Consider the following 18923-nt stretch of genomic DNA (forward strand, 5'->3'; position numbering starts at 1 on the left):
CAAAGCGCCCACTGCATGGCTACTATACGCATTGAACCCACCATTGGTGATCCCACAACGGGTACGGACGAGGAGGCTTACGCGCACGCTACGGACCGAGACATTCTCTTCGGACTTTACGACGATGAGGTAAAGCTGCTCGACGCCGTACGGGCGGCTAACGACGATCATCTCACGATTGATGATGTGTATACCCCTTTCCCCGTTCACGGACTCGATCCGTTGCTGGGCTTAGAGGAGAGTCGCCTGCACGTAGCCGGTTTTGTGTTCGGCAGTATCGGCTGTCTGTTCGGATTTGGCTTTATGACCTGGACGTTCACCCGGGACTGGCCGATCATCTTCGGGGGTAAGCCCTACTGGTCGGTGCCGGCCTTCATCCCGATCACCTTTGAGCTAACGGTGCTCTTCGCCGCCGTGGGTATGGTTACGGTGTTCTATATTATCAACGGACTCGGTCCTGGAGCGGAACCCCGGCGCCTGCACGACCGTATTACGGATGACAAGTTCTGTATCGCCTTCGACGTGACGGAGTCGAGCGATAGTGAGATCGACCAGCTCCGTCAGTATTTCGATCGCACTGGGGTGGAGACGGTACACCGCAAAACGGTGGCCGCCTAGTCCCTAACCCTAGCAAATAACCTAGCATGAAAGATCTGCATATTCTCGCGTTGTCGCTGACCCTGGCGGTTCTGCTGACGGCCTGTAGCGATCCCGACGGCAATTTTCCCGGTAGTGAGTACATGCCTGACATGGCGCACTCCATCGCCGTAGAAGCCAATGCCTACAACTACTACTATTACAATACCTGGAACGACCGCTCAACGGTCGCGCTCGGGGAACTGGTGTACCCTAAGTACACCGTAGAGGGAGCCGTCCCCCGTGGATATGCCGGGCAGTACATACCCGGTATGGTACCCCCGGGTCAGGTCGGTCCTGCACGCTTCATGGTGGGGGGCAAGGTCACCGATCAACAGGAGGAGGCTCAGGCTGGCGTCCCGTATGCCATTGCGGTGCCCACTAACGGTCACGTACCGTATTACTACGACGACACACCGGAGGGGCGGGAAGCTGCCATCGCAGCCAACGAGATGAACCCCTTTCCCATCACGGACGAGGGGCTCATTACCGGCGGAAATATCTACAACATCTTCTGCGCCATCTGCCACGGGGAGGAGGGCAACGGCCTGGGTTACATCTACGATACCGACAAAAACCCTCAGGCTAAGTACCCCGCCGCTCCGGCTAACCTGCTGCGCCCCGAATACGTGGAGGCATCTAACGGACGCTACTACCACGCCATCATGTACGGCTACAACGTGATGGGAGCCTATGCCGATAAGATGGACTACGAGGAGCGCTGGCAGGTAATCCACTACATCCGCAATCTACAGGCTCAGGACGCCGGCCTGGAGTATAATCAGTTAGTGAATACGCTCGACCCCTCCCTGGGTCGCCCCCTCGGAGAAACTGATCCGCTTGCCCAGCAGGTCTCGGATGAGGAGCCTAATCCCGACAGCCCCCTAATGAGCGATGCGGCTTCCCCCACCGGACGCATTCAGCCCGCCCTACGTAAGAAGTAACCCCCCCCACGCACCCTAGTAGCCCTCGCCCATGGCCTCGATACGAATTGAAGAGCAAAGCCCGGAGAATTTCGTTTTTTCCTCCCGCGCAAAGATTACCACGCTGGTCCTGATGGGGGTGGGGTTGATCTGCCTCATCGCTAGTTACTTTGTCGATGGGGGAGAGGGTCACCACATGCGGTTCTGGACTAACCTGCTGCATAACTCTGTTTTTTTCCTTGGCATCGCTGCGCTGGCCGGCTTCGCGCTGGCCGCCTTTACTACGGCCTATGCCGGCTGGTTCGTCCAGTTCAAACGGGTGTGGGAGAGCTTTGCGTCCTTTCTCTTACCGGGTCTCTTTCTGATGGGTATTCTCATTGTAGGACTGTTCCTACACAGCCACCACATCTACCACTGGAATGATGAGGCGGCTGTGGCGGGTGATGAAATACTGACGCATAAGTCATCCTTTCTCAACAAGTACTGGTATGCGGGCGGTACCATTTTATTCGTCGGCCTGTGGTACTTCCTCCTGGGTAAGATGCGCAATCTTAGCCTAGCCGAAGACTTGGATGATAAAGACACTGATTTCAGCTACTACCGCAGCTATAAGAAGTACGCGGCCATCTTTCTGCCCATCTTCGGTTTTACCAGCGCAGCCCTGATCTGGCAGTGGATCATGTCGATCGACAGCCACTGGTACTCGACCATGTTTGCCTGGTATGCCACCGCCTCCCTGTTCGTGGCGATGACGGCACTGACTATCATGCTTTTGATCTACCTCAAGAGCCGGGGATACTACCTAGGAGTCAATGCCGAACACTTTCACGATCTCGGCAAGTACCTCTTTGCGATCTCAATCTTCTGGACTTACCTATGGTTCAGTCAGTATATGCTGATCTGGTATGCAAACGTGGGCGAGGAGACAATTTACTTTCGGGAGCGGCAGGATAACTACCCCGTACTCTTCTGGGCTAATCTAGCGATCAACTTTTTGCTGCCCTTTTTCATCCTGATGCGCAACGATACGAAGCGCAAGATGGGAACGCTGTTCTTCGCCTCCGCATTCGTGTTCTTCGGCCACTGGCTGGATTACTTCCAAATGATCAAGCCCGGCGCGCGACTCACCCTCATCGAACTGGAGGAGCATAGCACCGCCCACGGCGAGGGAGAAGAGCATGCGACTATGAATCACCAAGAGGAAGCACTCGGTGAGGAGGAAGGCCACGATGTGCTGGCGCTGGACGATGACCACGCCGCCGATCTACAGGGCGACGTAGATGCGGAAGAAGTTGTCAGCGAGGATAATACGGTATCTGATGAAGCGAAATACGCCGACGCTACGGACATTGAGGAGATCGACAACATCCGTACCGAAGGACAGAACGTGAACAGTGCCGGACTACCCGTGCCCACTGATCCCAACAATCCCAGATTACAGGTAGGTGCTCAAACGGTTAGTGACACTAACAACGTGCCGCTGACTTCCGAATTCCGTGGTGGACCCCCCGAGGGAGAAGGTACGGACGGCCCCCGCGAGTTTGCCGCCGTCATGGAGCGCAACGAGACGGACGTCTTTGAGCCCAACCACTACATCCAGGAGCAGTACGTAGATGACTCGGAACTCGAGATGCAAGGGCACCTGGAGGTTGCCGGTGGTCACAGCGAGGAAAAACACACCCTGGGCTTCAAATTTGGCTATACTTTACCCGGACTCCTGGAGATTGGCACATTCCTCGGCTTTTTTGGCGGCTTCCTTTTCTTTACGCTGGGGCAATTAGCGAAGGCTCGGCTAGAACCCCGTCACGATCCGTACCTTGAGGAAAGCGTGCACCACCACACCTAGCGCTTGTCTAGACTAAGTCTAAACAGTGTACCAATCTGTAACCCTGCCCACCGTGTATCGTTAATTTTGTATCCGAAACAAACCGTTGGGTTTGTCGGCTTTTACTCCGCTAATCTACTCCAATGACCACGTTGATCGTCTTTTTGTGCATCGCGTTGTTGCTGCTCATCATCGTCCAGATTGCGCGCGTGCGTGATCTGGCCAAGCAGCTGCGCGGTAAGGAGGAGGTGGACGCCTCCAATGTTGCCACTACGGGTAAGGGGTTACTCCTCTTCATGGTAGTGTTTCTGTTTGTCACCACCGCCTCCGCTTATCTATACAAAAATTACATTCTAGGTTTTGGGCCCCATGTGTCAGCCTCCCTACACGGGGAGTCCATCGATACCATGATGAAGTGGACCCTTGGTGTAACCTACGCGGCGTTCTTGCTGACCAATTTCGCCCTCTTTTACTATGCTTACAAGTACCGTACGCGCAAGGGGCACAAGGCCATGTACCTGAGCCACAACAACACCGTGGAGCTGGTGTGGACGGGCATCCCCGCTATCGTGATGACCTTCCTGGTAGTAGGTGGTCTGGACGCCTGGAACGACATCATGAGTGACGTAGGAGCTGACGATCAGTACATGGAGATCGAGGCCACCGGCTACCAGTTTGCCTGGCAGATGCGGTACCCCGGGCCTGATGGCTTGCTCGGCCGGAAAGATTTCCGCCTGATCTCCGGCGCTAACCCCCTGGGCCAGGACTGGACCGATCCGAAGAACCATGATGATATTCTCGTCAACGATGTAACTCTACCCGTCGATCAGAAGGTACGCGTACGCATCACCGCTAAGGACGTTCTGCACGACTTTTACCTGCCCCAGTTTCGCGTCAAAATGGATGCCGTGCCCGGTCTTCCCACTTATTTTGTTTTCACCCCTACGCTGACCACTAAGGAGTGGCGGCAAAACCTTTCGGAGTACCCTGAATACCAGGGCCTCGACCCCGACAACGACGAGGGTAAGCAACTCTGGGAGACCCACAATATGGAGTTAGCCTGTGCCGAGCTTTGTGGCAAGGGGCACTACTCCATGCAGCGTATCGTGACGATCATGGAACAAGAAGACTTCGATATCTGGTACGCCGGGCAAAAGTCTTACTACCTGAGCAACATCAAGGGTACCCAGGACGACCCCCTGTTCATGGCCCAGGTGAAGGAGCGCCGCCAGGAGTTTAACCGCCTAGCCAATAATGCTATCGCTACGCCAAGCAATGACGACAACGTCCTAAACCTCGACTACGTCACCTTTGAGACCGGTTCCGCTACCCTTACCGACACTAGCGAGTACCAGTTGAATGATATGATAGACTTTCTACGGGCCAACGAGGACGTAGGTGCCATGCTCATGGGCCACACCGACGATACGGGGGATGCAGCCGCCAATCAGACGCTGAGCGAGCAGCGTGCCCGGGCGGTCCGCGCTTACCTGGCAGCCGGTGGCATCGCTAACAACCGCCTGATGAGTAAGGGCTACGGCGCCGAGCGTCCGGTCGCCAATAATACAACGGAAGCGGGGCGCCAGCGCAACCGCCGTACTGAATTTTACATTATAAGAGGAGCACCCAGCGAGCCCCAGTTCGCCCCGGAGGAAGCTTCCAAATAGTTAGGTCAACACACGTTATAATCTAGGTCCCATGGCTACTGCAGTTCTCACTACGGCCCCCGTCAAGCGCGATGACGCGCTCATCGAGGAGTTTGGGTACGACGATCACTTCCACGAGCACCACCACGGTGACAAGTATCAATCGAATTTCGTATCCCACTATATTTTTAGTCAGGATCACAAGATGATTGCCAAGCAATTCCTCATCACAGGAATGATCTGGGCGATCATCGGCGGTGCCATGTCGCTGGTCTTTCGTATGCAATTGGGCTTTCCTGAAGAAAGCCTCGCTTGGCTACAGCCCGTACTCGGTAAGTGGATCGCCATCAATGAAGACGGCGTCGGCACGCTGGTAGCCGACTTCTACTACGCCCTGGTCACTATGCACGGTACCATCCTGGTATTCTTCGTGCTTACGGCCGGGCTATCCGGTACCTTCTCGAACCTGCTGATCCCCCTGATGATTGGTGCGCGCGATATGGCCTCGCCACTGCTTAACATGCTCAGCTACTGGTTCTTCTTTATTTCCGGTAGCATCATGTTCGCCTCGCTGTTCCTGTCCACCGGCCCCTTCGCCGGCGGCTGGGTAGCCTATCCGCCACTCTCCGCCCTGCCGCAGGCCATGGACGGTTCCGGTGCCGGTATGACGCTGTGGACGATCTCGCTGGTGCTTTTCGTAGTCTCCGTACTACTGGGCGGTATCAACTACATCACTACGGTACTCAACCTACGCACTAAGGGCATGAGCATGTGGCGTCTGCCGCTGCCGATCTGGGCCTTCTTCGTGACGGCTATTCTCGGTCTGCTCTCCTTCCCCGTACTTACCTCGGCTTTCTTCCTGATGATGCTGGACCGTGGGATTGGCACGAGCTTCTACCTTAGTGACATTTACATTGGTGGTGCAGCCCTCGACCACGTCGGTGGTAGCCCCATTCTGTACCAGCATTTGTTCTGGTTCCTAGGTCACCCTGAGGTGTACATCATCATCCTGCCGGCCTTCGGGATCGTTTCCGAGGTGCTTTCCGTCAACAGCCGCAAGCCGATCTTTGGGTACCAGGCCATGGTGTTCTCGATTCTGGCGATTGCCTTTCTGGCCTTCATCGTTTGGGCACACCACATGTTCATGTCGGGTATCAATCCCTTCATCGCTAACTTCTTCGTCATCTTCACCCTTATCATTGCCGTACCCTCGGCCGTGAAGGTGTTCAACTGGATCGCGACGCTCTACGGGGGGGACATCCGGTTCAATCCCGCTAGTTTATTTGCCATCGGATTTGTTTCGATGTTCATCAGCGGTGGTCTGACCGGTATCTGGCTCGGTAACTCAGCCCTCGACATTCAGTTGCACGATACTTATTTCGTAGTAGCCCACTTTCATATCGTGATGGGCGTAGCTGCCTTCTTCGGCATGTACGCCGGAGTGTACCACTGGTTCCCCAAGCTCTACGGCCGCTTTATGAATGAGACCCTCGGTAAGTTTCACTTCTGGGGTACGCTCATCGGAGCCTACTGCGTTTTTTGGCCCATGCACTACCTGGGTATGGCCGGAGTACCCCGCCGCTACTACAGCTTCGATAACTTTCAGACCTTCGGTCACTTCGACGGGATGAATAAGTTCATCACCATTGCGGCGATCATCACCTTCGGCTTCCAGTTGCTGTTTGTCATCAACTTCTTCTGGAGCATCTGGAAGGGACGTAAGCTTACGGTCAAGAACCCTTACCAGGCCAATACGCTGGAGTGGACTACGCCCATCCACACCGGCCACGGCAACTGGCCCGGTAAGCTGCCAACGGTACAGCGGTGGGCTTACGATTACAGCAAGGATGGAGTGGATCATATCCCCCAGATTCAACCCATCATGGAGGGTGAGACCCACGATCATTAATACATACCTACGAAGGTTCACCCCGTTGATTCTTCCCGTGGCGACCCGTAGTTCGTAGGCCCGTCGCCTTGGACTACGGGTTGTTTTTTACCTCAGCATGAAAGCATCTAGCAAACACCGGGTCGCAGTGAGTGTGTGGAGTCACCGGTTGGCCGACCTCTCTGCGCTGGTGAAATTCCGCTTGTCTGCAACGGTAGTCCTTTCTTCCGTGCTGGCCTACCTAGTTGCGCTATCCGCCGGATCGTTTAGCTGGTGGGCGGTAGGGGTACTGACCATGGGGGGCTTCCTCACTACGGCAGCAGCAAATATCATCAACGAGGTACTGGAAAAAGACTATGACCGGGAGATGGAGCGCACCAGGCTGCGCCCCCTAGCCGACGATCGCATGGGCAGCAGCGAAGCGCTTTTGCTAGCCGGTTTTGCTAGCATGGGTGGGGTGACCCTGCTTGCGCTCTTCAATCCCTGGACCGCGTTTCTGGGCATGGTGTCGCTCATCAGCTACGCCTTCGTGTACACGCCGCTTAAGCGTGTAGGCCCGATCGCGGTGTTAGTCGGGGCTATCCCCGGTGCACTACCTGCACTGATCGGTTGTGCGGCAGCGGAAGGATCCATCACGGCGCTCGGCATCACGCTCTTTACCATTCAGTTTTTCTGGCAACTGCCCCACTTCTACGCCATCGGCTACCTCGGTGCGGCGGATTACCGCAGGGCCGGCTTCAAACTGGTGCCGGAACGGGGCGGGGACGTAGATGCAGCCCTGCTGGGGAGGGACTCGATCGTCGCTACGGTAATCCTGCTGCCGCTTTGTGTCCTACCGTACTTTCTGGGCGTAACGTCTGTGTGGGTGGTGCCCCCCGTCGTACTGGCGAGTCTGGCCTTTTGCTACTTCGCCTACCGGTTCCGGGTGCAGGCCGGGCGACGTACGGCCCTGTACATGATGTTCTACTCATTCGCCTACCTGCCGCTGGTGTTTACCCTTTACTGGGCGGGTAAAATGCTTTGGCTATGAGTGCAGTAGACACACGGGTCGATCAGCAGCGGATGGAGGCGGCAACGCGCCGCAATAAGATTCACCCCCACAAGATGTTGCTCTACATCGGGATTACTAGTTTGGTCATGATGTTTATCGCCCTGACCAGTGCCTACATTGTGCGGCGTGCTTCGGGTAACTGGCTGGAGTTCTCCATTCCGGGCATTTTCTACATCAACACCTTGGTCATCCTGCTCAGTAGTCTAACTTTGCAGCTTGCGTACCGGGCCTTCAAACGAGAGCGGAGTGGTGCGTATAGGGGCTGGATCACCACCACCTTCGTACTCGGCATTGCGTTTCTGTTCCTGCAGTACCTGGGGTGGGAGGAGTTAGCGGCCCAGGGGGTGCCACTGAAGATAAACCCCGCCGGTGATTTTGTCTACAGTATCAGCTGGCTGCATGCTGCCCACGTGGTGGGTGGTATTGCTGCCCTTGCCGTTTCGCTGGTGTTGGCCTACGCCATAAAACTACGCCGTACTCCGGTGCGGCAGTTGCGCCTGGAGCTCATCATGATCTACTGGCACTTCGTCGACGGCCTCTGGCTTTACCTGATCATCTTCTTAAGTTTGCAGCGTTAGTCACGCGCCTCACTACGTATTGTACTCAACAATCAATTACCCATGACCGAAGAACGCGATACCGATATTATTGTCGCCGAGGACCAGAAGCCGGAACTCAACAGCGACTGGGCCGGTGGTGACCGCAAGCCGTTCCGTACCTCCTACGGCAAGCTGATGATGTGGTACTTCCTGCTCTCGGATGCTTTTACCTTCGCCGGCTTTTTGATCGCTTACGGTGCCCTGCGCTTCAGTAGTCCGAGTTGGCCGGTGCCCGATCGTGTGTTTGCCACCGCACCCTTCGGCATCAACGAACTTTTTCCCAACGATCAGGCCCCGCTCATCTTCGTCACGTTTATGTCCTTTCTGCTCATCATTAGCTCCGGTACGATGGTGCGGGCCGTACAGGAAGGCGCGTTAGAGAACAAGCGGGGCGTAGTATTCTGGATGCTGCTCACCGTACTCGGGGGGGCGGGCTTCCTGGGCTGCCAGGCCTGGGAGTGGACTAACCTGATCGGAAAGGAGAACATGACCGTCACGACCAACCCGTTTGGTACGTATACCGAAGATGGGTACTACCTGGATCCTGAAACCGGTGAGATCACCGAGGAGGAAGTAGTATCGGGGGAAACATACCTGCTCCACGTAGCCGGTGAAGCGCACGGTGAAGAGGAGGGAGGCCACGAGGGGGGAGAGGAGCATTTCGCCTACAGCGACGTGCCCGGCGACTACCCCGGCTACGTGGTCGATGGCCTACGACCGGATGGATCGATCAACCCCGCGGCCAAACGATTTATTCACCGTAAGTACGTCTCTACGGATGAGACCGACGGCAAGCAGTACGTGCGGGTGCAGCAATTCGGACCTACCGCCTTTGGAGCGCTGTTTTTCGGCATCACCGGCTTTCACGGTTTTCACGTAGCTACCGGAGTCATTTTTCTACTGATCATCCTGATCAATGCAGCAAGTGGCGTCTATGTAGCCCGCATGAACGGCTACGAAATGGTGGAAAAGATCGGTCTCTACTGGCACTTCGTAGACCTGGTGTGGGTCTTCGTATTCCTTGTTTTCTACCTGCTCTAATTGTATCCACTGTCACCTCAAGCAAGCAACTAAGCCATGGCACAACATTTAAGCTACGAAGAATCCGTAAGCGGCGTTTGGAAGGGACTCGGTCTGCTGGCCGCCGTGACGGTAGCGGAAGTTATTCTATCGCTCCTCAAGGCAGCTGAGTTCGTGGAGGACCTCCGTCCGGTCATCTACGTAGCCTCGCTGTTCATCATTGCGTTGTCTATTTATAAGGCCTACTTCATCATCTACGAGTTCATGCACATGGGCTACGAGGTGAAGGGACTAGCCATGAGCGTACTACTGCCCACCTTCCTCCTGCTGTGGGCGCTGATCGCCTTTTTCAACGAGGGGGATGCCTGGCGGCAAAAGCGTGAGAAGATTGAATATAAGAACGAGTTGACCGTACCGGAGGGGAATACGGTAGGGCAGGTCGACCCCAACGGTGCCCAATTTTACCGACTGCCGGGCTAGCTTTAGCTTACCGTAGTGCTGGCACCTGCGGCCCCGCCCGAGGTTTCATACTTTGGTCACAAAGGGAGCGGGAATCATCCAAAGGCGGTAGGTGGGGGTTTACATAGCACAATCACCTACGCATGGCCAAGACGAAGAAGCTGTTCAGCTCGGCAATTTTGCTGTTCATTTTAGTAGGGCTGCCGGCAGTTTCGTTCATCTACCTGCGCAGCGGGGCCAACTACCGGCGTGGTGCCATCGCTACTATGGGGGATTTCGGTAAGATGCCGGATTTGGGTAACCTGCCCCCAGTGCGCGGTGAGGTGCCCGACGACTGGCGGGGGGCAATGACCGTGGTGGGCTGGCTCGATCCCACGAAAGCAGAGGGTACTAAGGTGTACGGGCACATGCTCGATAGTCTGTACCAGCAGTTTCAGGATAGCCCTAATCTCTACTTTACTACTATCGTGCTGGCGGAGGAGCCGGTCACTGCCGTGGAAGCGTTTGCCAATACCTACCACCTACCGGACTCCAAGATGGTGAGCTTCCTGCGGGCCGATGAGCGTGACTTTGCCGCTACCGCCGAAGCCTTTAAGCTGCCGCTTGGCACCTATGACTCCCCCGGGGTGCAACCGGTAGTGGCGCTGGTGGACAGCTCGCTCACCATTGTGGAGCACTACGACCTGGCCCGGCGCGACGATGCGATCGGTCTGGTACAGCTCATTTCTCTCATCATCCCGCTCCCCGCGAAGCAGGACATAATTTTGGACCGTGGCAAAGAGCTCTAGCGTCATTCTGGATAAAAAGCCCGCCCCCAAGCGTCGGGCGCACCCGCAGCTTCCGATTTATCCGGAGAAGGAACGCCTGCTGCGCACTGCGACCTATGTGTTTTCGGCCGTCGTACTCATCCTGGTGTTCGTGATGCGGGAAGTGACGTTGGATGTGGATTGGAACGTCAATTACTTACCGGCCGTCAATGCTACGCTGAATGGGCTTACCGCCGTAGCGTTGCTGTTTTCTCTCTACTTCGTCAAGCAGGGCCAGTACGTGAATCATCGCAACGCGAATGCCACCGCCCTGGGGCTTTCGGTGCTCTTCCTGCTTTGCTACGTCGCCTACCATTTCACCACCCCCGAGGTACTTTACGGGGACGCTGACCAAAACGGGGTGCTCTCCGAGGCCGAGCGACTGGCCGTAAGTGGGAGCCGGCCCTGGTACCTGGTGATTCTCATTTCACACATTACGCTGGCGGGCATCCTTTTGCCCTTCATTTTGTTGACTACCGTAAGGGCACTTGCTGGAAAGTGGACGCTACACCGCAAGATGGCCAGGTGGGTCTGGCCGCTGTGGCTGTACGTCGCCATTACCGGTCCCGTGGTCTACCTAATGCTCCGTTCGTACTATCCCTAATGCTATAGCCATGAAGCGCTTACTCACCCTTAGTCTGATCCTGGTCCTGCTGTTCTTCACCGGTGGTGAGGTACTGGCGCAGTGCCCGATGTGTCGCGCTACCGCCGAGAGTAATCTGGCCAACGGCGGCACCGAGGGCGAAGGGCTCAATCAGGGTATTCTCTATCTACTCGGTATGCCTTACGTGCTAGTGGCGACCGTAGCCTTCATCTGGTGGCGCAACCGGCGCAGGGAAACCGACATCGTATAAGGACCCCCGCTATGCCCGCCATCAACATTGCTCAGAAGTTCAGCTTATTCAGCGATCACTGGTCTCCGAAGGTAGTGGCAGAGCTCAACGGGCAAGCCGTCAAGTTAGCGAAGGTAAAGGGGGAATTCATCTGGCACGACCATGCCGGGGAGGATGAGCTATTTATGGTGTTCCGGGGCACGCTACTGATTGATTTTGAGGATCGTGACCCGGTGGTCATTCGGCCGGGGGAATTTTTCGTGGTGCCCCGCGGGGTACGGCACCGCCCCCACACCAGGGATGGGGAGGAGGTCCACCTGCTACTACTTGAACCCATCGAAACCAAACATACCGGGGAGGTGGAGCATGAGCTGACGGTCCGGTCTTACGACCGGCTGTAGCGGTGGTGCTAGGCGTTGGACGCTTTAAAGCGTCCAACGCCTAGCTAAATTTGCTTGCACCATGCACTCGCTAGGTATTGTTGAGGTGTAGTACATTTGCGCATACAGACTACCGACCCGGCGCTTTTCATCCTAGACTTGGTTGATGAAAATCATGGGGTTAGTTGCTACGGTATGTCTAGCTCTCAGAAATAAACCACGTTTGATGAAAACCTTATTTTTACTAGCTTTAAGCCTTTCCTTCCACTTCCTATCCGCCCAACAAGACACCATCGTTCTTTTTCGATGGAATGACCCCGCCGCCGGGCCGCTCGTGTCAGACATCGGCCCCAACGCGGTGAGTGTAGATGCAGACGTGACGGTCTCAGCCGGTGGGGCAAACGGAACCACGGGCCTTAATCCAGGACCGACCACCGAGAGTACCAATCTACGAATCACGGACGACCCGATCTTCGATCCACCCGGTATAGAGATCGGCTTCGACTATCAACGAAACGAGCAGGTCGGGGTCCTCCTGTTCCGTAATAATTTCGTTATGGGATCGGCCGCAAATCCCAGCATCACCTACCGCGTCGAGGATGGTGCGGGTGGTTTTACGACGATAAGTTCCGGAAATCTTACTCCTCAATTTACTGACGTAAATGACATTTCTACGGGTGTGTTTCAAACCTTTGTTTTCCGCTACACCCCATCAACCGGTATCGGTACGCTCACCTTGGATGGTACGGAGATTTTCAGAAATGACGGGCCGGACAACCGCCCCCTCTACTGGGTGGGTGATGGTGACGTAATCTTCGGCGATCAAATCGATGGTAGCAAACAGAATTTTCCCGTATACGACAATTTTTACATCCTGGGTGTAGAAGCTAACGCTAGCCTCCCCATCGAGCTCACCACCTTTTCCGCTCGGTCAGCAGACGGCCGGCGCGTAGCGCTTCACTGGGAAACCGCGACCGAACTGCATAACGAGCGCTATGAAGTCGAGCGGTCGACTGACCAGACCGATTGGCAAACAATTATTACCCAGGCGGGTGCCGGCGACTCTAATGCGCCGCGTAGCTACCAAGCTTACGATGATAACGCTCCCGCGGGCAACGTCTACTACCGCCTGAAGCAGGTCGACTACGACGGTAAGTATAGCTACTCGGAGATCGAATCCGTTGAGATCAACGCTGCTGGAGCTCCCGTACTGACGGTATTTCCTAACCCGGCCGGCCAGGTAATCACAATCGAGAGCACCCAGGAGATCGGCTCACTGCGCCTCTACGATGTTCGCGGAGTGGAGGTCACCGACCAGGTTACGTTCAGTGCAAACGGGGGCCGTCGCTATACCGCTGACCTGAGTAATCTACCCGCCGGTACGTATGTGCTGACCACGGAGCGGGGAAGCACTAGGCTGTATAAGCGATAGGATAGCTGGCTAGGCGTTGGACGCTTTAAAGCGTCCAACGCCTTAGCTACCTTCGCGAGATGCTAGAAGCGAAGAATCCCTGGACTACCAAATCCTCCCGCACCGCTTACGAAAATCCCTGGATCAAGGTTGAGCACAACGAGGTCATCACACCGGGAGGAACTGATGGCATCTATGGGCTAGTACGCTACAAGAACCATGCTATCGGTATTGTGCCCGTAGATGCGGAGGGCTACACCTACCTCGTCGGACAGTACCGCTACGCCCTAGACGAATACAGTTGGGAAATTCCGGAGGGCGGCTGTCCGGTAGGTACTGATCCGCTCAAGGCCGCCCAGCGCGAGCTCCGCGAAGAGACCGGACTGGAAGCCGAAAAGTGGACAAAGCTGATGGAATTTCACCTTAGTAACTCTGTTTCCGATGAATGGGGAGTAGCTTACCTGGCCCGCGAGCTACGCCACGGGGATGCCGAGCCGGAGGACACCGAAGAACTTCGTCTGCGGAAGGTACCCCTGGCCGAAGCAGTGGACATGACGCTTGACGGGCGGATCAAGGACGCGGTCAGTATACTAGCCCTACAGCGGGTCGCGCTACTGGAGGCCCGTAACGGAGCCGACGAAAAGAAATTTCAAAATATTCGGCAGTCTCCTTAGGGGGGCACGGGACATTTGGGGTCTTAGGGGCACAGGGACAGTAGGAATAGCTGGCCCAAAGCGCCGCCGGCGAAATTGCTCTAACCCTAATGTCAACCGTCATGGATACCGCCAATAAAATTACCCTCCTCGAGAACTTCGACCTCTTTGACGGTCTGACCGCCGAGGAAAAGAAGCGTCTCGCTGAGACCATGGAGTTCAAAACCAAGCCCCGCTATTCGGTCATCTACCAGCCCGGTGAGGCCAGCGACCACATCTACCTGCTCGCTAAGGGGCCCATTAAAATTAGCACCCACAGTAACGAGGGTAAGGAGGTGATCAAGCAGCTCATTCACCCCGAGGCCATCTTTGGCGAGCTGAGCCTCGTCGGTGAGGAGAAGCGCAACGAGACCGCCCAGTCCCTCAAGGAAGAAGTGCACTACTACACCATTCGCGTGGCGGACTTCCAGCGCATCGTCTTCGGTAATCCCGCCATGAGCCGCAAACTGCTCGGTCTATTCGGTAAGCGCATGATGGCCGCCGAGAACAAGCTCGAAAACCTTATCTTTAAGGATGCCCGTAGCCGCATTGTCGGTTTCCTGCACCAGGTGGTCACCGAGCGTGGTCGCCGCGTAGGCTACGAGATGCTGCTCAAGCATAGCCTCACCCACCAGGACATCGCCAATATTACCTGCACCAGCCGTCAGACCGTCACCCTGGTCCTCAACGAGCTACGCAAGGAAAACCTGATCTACTTCAACCGCGGTCGCATTCTGGTCCGCGACATGGACGAACTACTGGCCAGTGCCGCCTAGGCACTCTAGCCTCCTTATAATCCCAACTACTCCCCTCCGGTGGCAACGCCGGAGGGGATTTTTTCGTCTTAGTACTATGCGCTACCTCGCTCTTCTGCTGCTTCCGTTGCTCGGCTTCTCCTGTTATTCCTTCCGGGGTATTTCGATCCCCGAAGGCGTGCAGTCGGCCTACGTACCCAATTTTAAGAACAACGCCCTGAGTGCCCCGCCCACGCTTTTTCTCGATGCTACGGAGACGCTGCGCGATAAAGTTCGCGACGAGGCCCGCCTGATCATCACGGACGAGAATCCCGACATCCAGCTCATCGGTACCCTGGTCGACTTCCGCGTCACGGCCGAGGGGGCCAGTCCTGCCGGCGACGTGGCTGCCTTCTCCAAGCAGAACCACCTCACCATTGTCGTCGCCGTCGAGTACAAGAACCTCCGCGACCCCTCCGATGAGGGCTGGAAGAGCAACTTCTCCGATTTCTACCCCTTCGAGGGCAATGTAGCCCTAGCCGCCGTGCAGGATGAGGCGATCACTACGATCCTGGAGAATATCAACGAAAAGATCTTCAACCGCGCATTTGCCGGGGAGTGGTAGCTAACACTCAGGTAGCGCCACCGACACATGCACCGCCAGTCCCCCCTCCGCCGTTTCCTTAAACTTAGAGTGCATGTGCTGCGCCGTTTCCCACATCGTAGCCACCACCTCGTCGAACTTCACCACGGCGTGAGCAGCGTTACCCGCCAGGGCCAAGTTGCTTGCCGTGATGGCCTTCATCGCCCCCATGGCGTTGCGCTCGATGCACGGTACCTGTACTAGCCCGCCGATCGGGTCGCAGGTCAGGCCCAGGTGGTGCTCCATGGCGATCTCGGCGGCCTGTAGTACCTGTCGCGCACTTCCCCCTAGCACCTCAGTGAGGCCCGCTGCGGCCATCGCGGAGCTTACTCCCACCTCTGCCTGACAGCCCCCTACGGCCGCTGAAATCGTGGCCCCCTGCTTGAAGAGGGCACCGATTTGTCCGCTGCTGAGAAAAAACCGCAGCAGATCATTCTCACCAAAATTACCGAATAGGTAGTGGTACAGTAACACCGCTGGTATCACCCCGGAAGCCCCGTTAGTGGGGGAAGTCACCACTCGGCCCAGGGCGGCGTTCTCCTCGTTGACAGCTAAGGCAAAGCAGCTGATCCACTGGTTGACTGTAGAAAAATCGCGCGGACTACGGCGAATGGCCTCTAACCAGGACTTGCGCTCGGGGTACCTTCTGCCGGCGAGTAATTTCTGGCTAAGGCTAGCCGCACGGCGCTTTACCCCCAGTCCACCCGGTAGCACGCCCTCGGTGTGGCAGCCCCGGTACACACAGTTCAGCATCACCTGGAACAGGGACTCTACCCGATCGTGAATCTCCTGACTGGAGTAGATGCACCGCTCGTTCTCGTACAGCAGCCGCGTTATGGTCTTGCGCGTAGTGTGCGACAGCTCGATCATCTTCTCACCCGACGATACATCGTGGACAAACGGGTACTCGATCTCCACCCCGGGCGCCGCTCCCTCCCGTTCGATGAAACCGCCTCCAAGAGAATGATAGGTCTGTACGATCAGTTGGCCATCCGCTAGCAAAGCCGTAAACGTCAGCGTATTAGGGTGCCCGGGGTGGGTGGTGGGTTGAAACACGAGATCGTGTCGGTGGTCAAAGGATATGACTGTTTCTGTGACCCGCAGAGTGCGCTCGCTGCGTACGCGCGCGATGATCTCGGGGATGTGCTGGGTGGGTACGGTCACCGGATCGTAGCCCTGTAGGCCCAGTAGCACGGCGACATCCGTACCGTGGCCGATCCCCGTTTTCGATAGGCTACCGAAGAGCTGCACCCCCAGGCTTTGCACCTGCGACCCCGCCCTGCTCAGCTCGTCGACGAAATCGAGCGCCGCGCGCCAGGGCCCTAGGGTATGGGAAGAGGATGGACCTACGCCGATCTTAAAAATATCAAAAACGGAGAGCCGGGAAGCCATACGGGATCAGGTTTGCAAGCATAACGTAAAAAGGGCGTGGTCCAGATAGCTATCGGGAGTGCGATCAATCTCGCCAGACGAATGGAAACAACACGACCGCCACGGCAACCGCCAGCAGGTCCACCGCCAGGATCAGGTACACCGGTCGCAGTGGATCGTCGATACCGGTATCCATGGCGTAGGTGCCCGCATCGACGAGTAGCTTTAGCAGCGGAATCACGAGGGGGAAAGAGAGGACGGCCATGAGGGTGCCGTTGCCTCCGGCGCGGGCGGCTAGTGCGGAGACGAAGGTGAGGATGGCGGCAAGTCCAACACCCCCTAACACCGTAGCCAGGAAGAGGGGGAGGGGAGCGGGGATACTGATCTGATTAGCAAATAGCTGTAGCAGTAGAAAGGTGAGTCCACTAATGAGCCAGATGACTAGTAGGTTGTAGAGCAGCTTGCTGAACAGCAGGGCTAGCGGATCGGCTAGCGTATAGTAGTAGAGGTGGCGCCGGCCGCCCTCCCGCAGGAAGCTACGTCCGGCGGCGACGGTAGCCCCGAAGAATAGGATGATCCAGTAAAGGGCATTGAAGGTATCGGCGTTGAGTCCCTGCAGCAGGGCTAGGTAAACAATAACCACCGTGGCCACGACGTAGAGTAGAACGCTTCCGAGGGCGTACCTGTCCCGCCACTCCAGGGTAAGTTCCCAACGCAGGAGTTTATAAATTTGCCGGAACAGGGACATATTGCCGGCAAAGATAACCGGCGCGCCCCTGAAATCTTCCGGCATGTTGTTTGCTCACCGTTCGCTGTTACTCCTTGTGCTACTCCTAGTCGCTACGGCGGCCGGTGCGGCGGAGTACCTGAGTGTGGAGGTGCGCCGGGGCGATGGCGTCTATTCCCTGCTACGCCGCTACGAACTGGTCGATTACGCCTGCAACATCACGGAGTTTCGCCGGCTCAACTACCTTAATCCCAACAGCAAGCTGCTCGTCGGCCGCCAGTACCGCCTGCCCATCGAGGTGCTGCCCTACGACGGGGAAAGCATCCGCTCCAGTACCCGCGACCAAAATTGGGACCGGGCGGTGGCCATCAAGGCCTACAATACGCGGATGCTGGAGCTCGGGCTGCGGAGTCGGGACTACCGGCAGGATGGGCTCCTGTACGTACCCTATCACATCGACAACTGTAGTACCATTGGGGAGGTGAGTCCGCTTACGGTAGCCGACGAGGAGCGCCCGACCTTCGAGGTGCCGGAGCAGAATACCACGGTAGCCCCCCGCACCTTCAATATTTTCGGTCCGGCCTACGCGAAGGTCCCCCTGATCGACCGCACCCTCGCCGGCCGGATCTTCTACATCGTCTCCGGTCACGGCGGGCCCGACCCCGGTGCGGTAGGCCGGCGCGGCGGGCACATGCTGGCCGAGGACGAGTACGCCTATGACGTAGCGCTGCGGCTGTGCCGCAACATTCTGGAGCACGGGGGAACACCCTACATGATCGTCCGTGACGAGAACGACGGCATCCGCGACGATAAGTACCTTACGCCGGACAGGGACGAGACCGTCTGGGGCGGAGCTAGCCTACCCCGAAATCAAAAGCTGCGGCTGTTCCAGCGCTCGGATATCGTCAATGCGCTGTACGAGGAAAACCTAGCTAAGGGACTCACCGACCAGACCATGATTGCCATCCACATCGACAGCCGCCACCGGGGGCAGCAGCTCGACGTGTTTCTGTACTATCCGGAGGGCGACCTAGTGAGCCAGAAGCGCGCCGACCGCATCCTGGAGATGCTAAAGGAGAAGTACGATGAGTACCGACCGGGACGGGGCTACGCCGGCACCGTCAGTAACCGCGACCTGCATATGCTGCGGGAGACCAAGCCAAGTGCGGTCTACCTGGAACTGGCTAACATCGCTAATGCCAGCGACCAGGTACGGATCGTGAGCGCGGCGAACCGGCAGTTGCTGGCCGACTGGTTGTTGCTGGGATTGTACGATTGA

Annotated in this window: 20 protein-coding genes; 18 read left to right on the forward strand and 2 right to left on the reverse strand. The window is 56.8% G+C overall.

Annotated elements, in window-relative coordinates; translation table 11 throughout:
* Nucleotides 1-15 precede the first annotated feature (15 nt).
* From ACOOHD_RS03310 to lptE, 17 genes are all read left to right on the forward strand, one after another.
* Nucleotides 16-618 carry a DUF3341 domain-containing protein gene (locus ACOOHD_RS03310; protein ID WP_420460142.1) on the forward strand — a complete coding sequence of 201 codons (603 nt, stop codon included), beginning with the start codon at nt 16-18 and terminating at the stop codon, nt 616-618.
* Nucleotides 619-644: 26 nt separating this feature from the next.
* Nucleotides 645-1580, forward strand: a complete 936-nt coding sequence (locus tag ACOOHD_RS03315; RefSeq protein ID WP_420460143.1) for a c-type cytochrome — start codon at nt 645-647, stop codon at nt 1578-1580.
* Between the two features lie 31 nt (nt 1581-1611).
* Complete coding sequence (locus ACOOHD_RS03320) at nt 1612-3405, forward strand: hypothetical protein (protein WP_420460144.1); 1794 nt, start codon at nt 1612-1614, stop codon at nt 3403-3405.
* A gap of 122 nt (nt 3406-3527) precedes the next feature.
* Complete coding sequence (locus ACOOHD_RS03325; RefSeq protein WP_420460145.1) at nt 3528-5051, forward strand: OmpA family protein; 1524 nt, start codon at nt 3528-3530, stop codon at nt 5049-5051.
* A gap of 31 nt (nt 5052-5082) precedes the next feature.
* Entirely contained in the window at nt 5083-6939 is a 1857-nt protein-coding gene (locus tag ACOOHD_RS03330; protein ID WP_420460146.1) for a cytochrome c oxidase subunit I, read from the forward strand.
* A gap of 97 nt (nt 6940-7036) precedes the next feature.
* Nucleotides 7037-7948 (forward strand): heme o synthase, encoded by a 912-nt coding sequence (gene cyoE, locus ACOOHD_RS03335; RefSeq protein WP_420460147.1) that lies wholly within the window; start codon nt 7037-7039, stop codon nt 7946-7948.
* On the forward strand, nt 7945-8547 hold the full coding sequence (locus ACOOHD_RS03340; protein WP_420460148.1) for a cytochrome c oxidase subunit 3: 603 nt from the start codon (nt 7945-7947) through the stop codon (nt 8545-8547). Before cyoE ends, ACOOHD_RS03340 begins: the two co-directional genes overlap by 4 nt.
* 42 nt (nt 8548-8589) lie before the next feature.
* Nucleotides 8590-9609, forward strand: coding sequence for a cytochrome c oxidase subunit 3 (locus tag ACOOHD_RS03345; RefSeq protein WP_420460149.1), 1020 nt, complete (start codon nt 8590-8592; stop codon nt 9607-9609).
* Nucleotides 9610-9645: 36 nt separating this feature from the next.
* Nucleotides 9646-10068, forward strand: coding sequence for a cytochrome C oxidase subunit IV family protein (locus tag ACOOHD_RS03350; RefSeq protein ID WP_420460150.1), 423 nt, complete (start codon nt 9646-9648; stop codon nt 10066-10068).
* Between the two features lie 122 nt (nt 10069-10190).
* Complete coding sequence (locus ACOOHD_RS03355; protein WP_420460151.1) at nt 10191-10835, forward strand: hypothetical protein; 645 nt, start codon at nt 10191-10193, stop codon at nt 10833-10835.
* A complete protein-coding gene (locus tag ACOOHD_RS03360) occupies nt 10819-11457 on the forward strand; it encodes a DUF420 domain-containing protein (protein ID WP_420460152.1) in 639 nt (212 codons plus the stop codon). Before ACOOHD_RS03355 ends, ACOOHD_RS03360 begins: the two co-directional genes overlap by 17 nt.
* Before the next feature lie 10 nt (nt 11458-11467).
* Nucleotides 11468-11707 (forward strand): hypothetical protein, encoded by a 240-nt coding sequence (locus tag ACOOHD_RS03365; protein ID WP_420460153.1) that lies wholly within the window; start codon nt 11468-11470, stop codon nt 11705-11707.
* Between the two features lie 11 nt (nt 11708-11718).
* Entirely contained in the window at nt 11719-12087 is a 369-nt protein-coding gene (locus ACOOHD_RS03370) for a cupin domain-containing protein (RefSeq protein ID WP_420460154.1), read from the forward strand.
* A 205-nt stretch (nt 12088-12292) separates the two neighbouring features.
* Nucleotides 12293-13498: a T9SS type A sorting domain-containing protein gene (locus ACOOHD_RS03375; RefSeq protein ID WP_420460155.1), complete on the forward strand. Its 1206-nt coding sequence runs from the start codon at nt 12293-12295 to the stop codon at nt 13496-13498.
* A 59-nt stretch (nt 13499-13557) separates the two neighbouring features.
* Nucleotides 13558-14151, forward strand: a complete 594-nt coding sequence (locus tag ACOOHD_RS03380; protein WP_420460156.1) for an NUDIX domain-containing protein — start codon at nt 13558-13560, stop codon at nt 14149-14151.
* A gap of 101 nt (nt 14152-14252) precedes the next feature.
* Nucleotides 14253-14945, forward strand: a complete 693-nt coding sequence (locus ACOOHD_RS03385) for a Crp/Fnr family transcriptional regulator (protein ID WP_420460157.1) — start codon at nt 14253-14255, stop codon at nt 14943-14945.
* Nucleotides 14946-15021: 76 nt separating this feature from the next.
* Nucleotides 15022-15528 carry an LPS assembly lipoprotein LptE gene (gene lptE / locus ACOOHD_RS03390; protein ID WP_420460158.1) on the forward strand — a complete coding sequence of 169 codons (507 nt, stop codon included), beginning with the start codon at nt 15022-15024 and terminating at the stop codon, nt 15526-15528.
* Here lptE and ACOOHD_RS03395 read toward each other — a convergent pair whose 3' ends face one another.
* Complete coding sequence (locus tag ACOOHD_RS03395) at nt 15529-16938, reverse strand: L-serine ammonia-lyase (RefSeq protein WP_420460159.1); 1410 nt, start codon at nt 16936-16938, stop codon at nt 15529-15531.
* Nucleotides 16939-17002: 64 nt separating this feature from the next.
* Complete coding sequence (locus ACOOHD_RS03400) at nt 17003-17710, reverse strand: heme exporter protein CcmB (protein ID WP_420460160.1); 708 nt, start codon at nt 17708-17710, stop codon at nt 17003-17005.
* On the opposite strand from ACOOHD_RS03400, the gene ACOOHD_RS03405 reads away from it, so the two are divergent.
* Nucleotides 17709-18923, forward strand: coding sequence for an N-acetylmuramoyl-L-alanine amidase family protein (locus ACOOHD_RS03405; RefSeq protein WP_420460161.1), 1215 nt, complete (start codon nt 17709-17711; stop codon nt 18921-18923). The two genes, ACOOHD_RS03400 and ACOOHD_RS03405, sit on opposite strands and share 2 nt — an antisense overlap.

Source organism: Neolewinella sp. (assembly GCF_965214665.1).
Taxonomy (GTDB): domain Bacteria; phylum Bacteroidota; class Bacteroidia; order Chitinophagales; family Saprospiraceae; genus Neolewinella.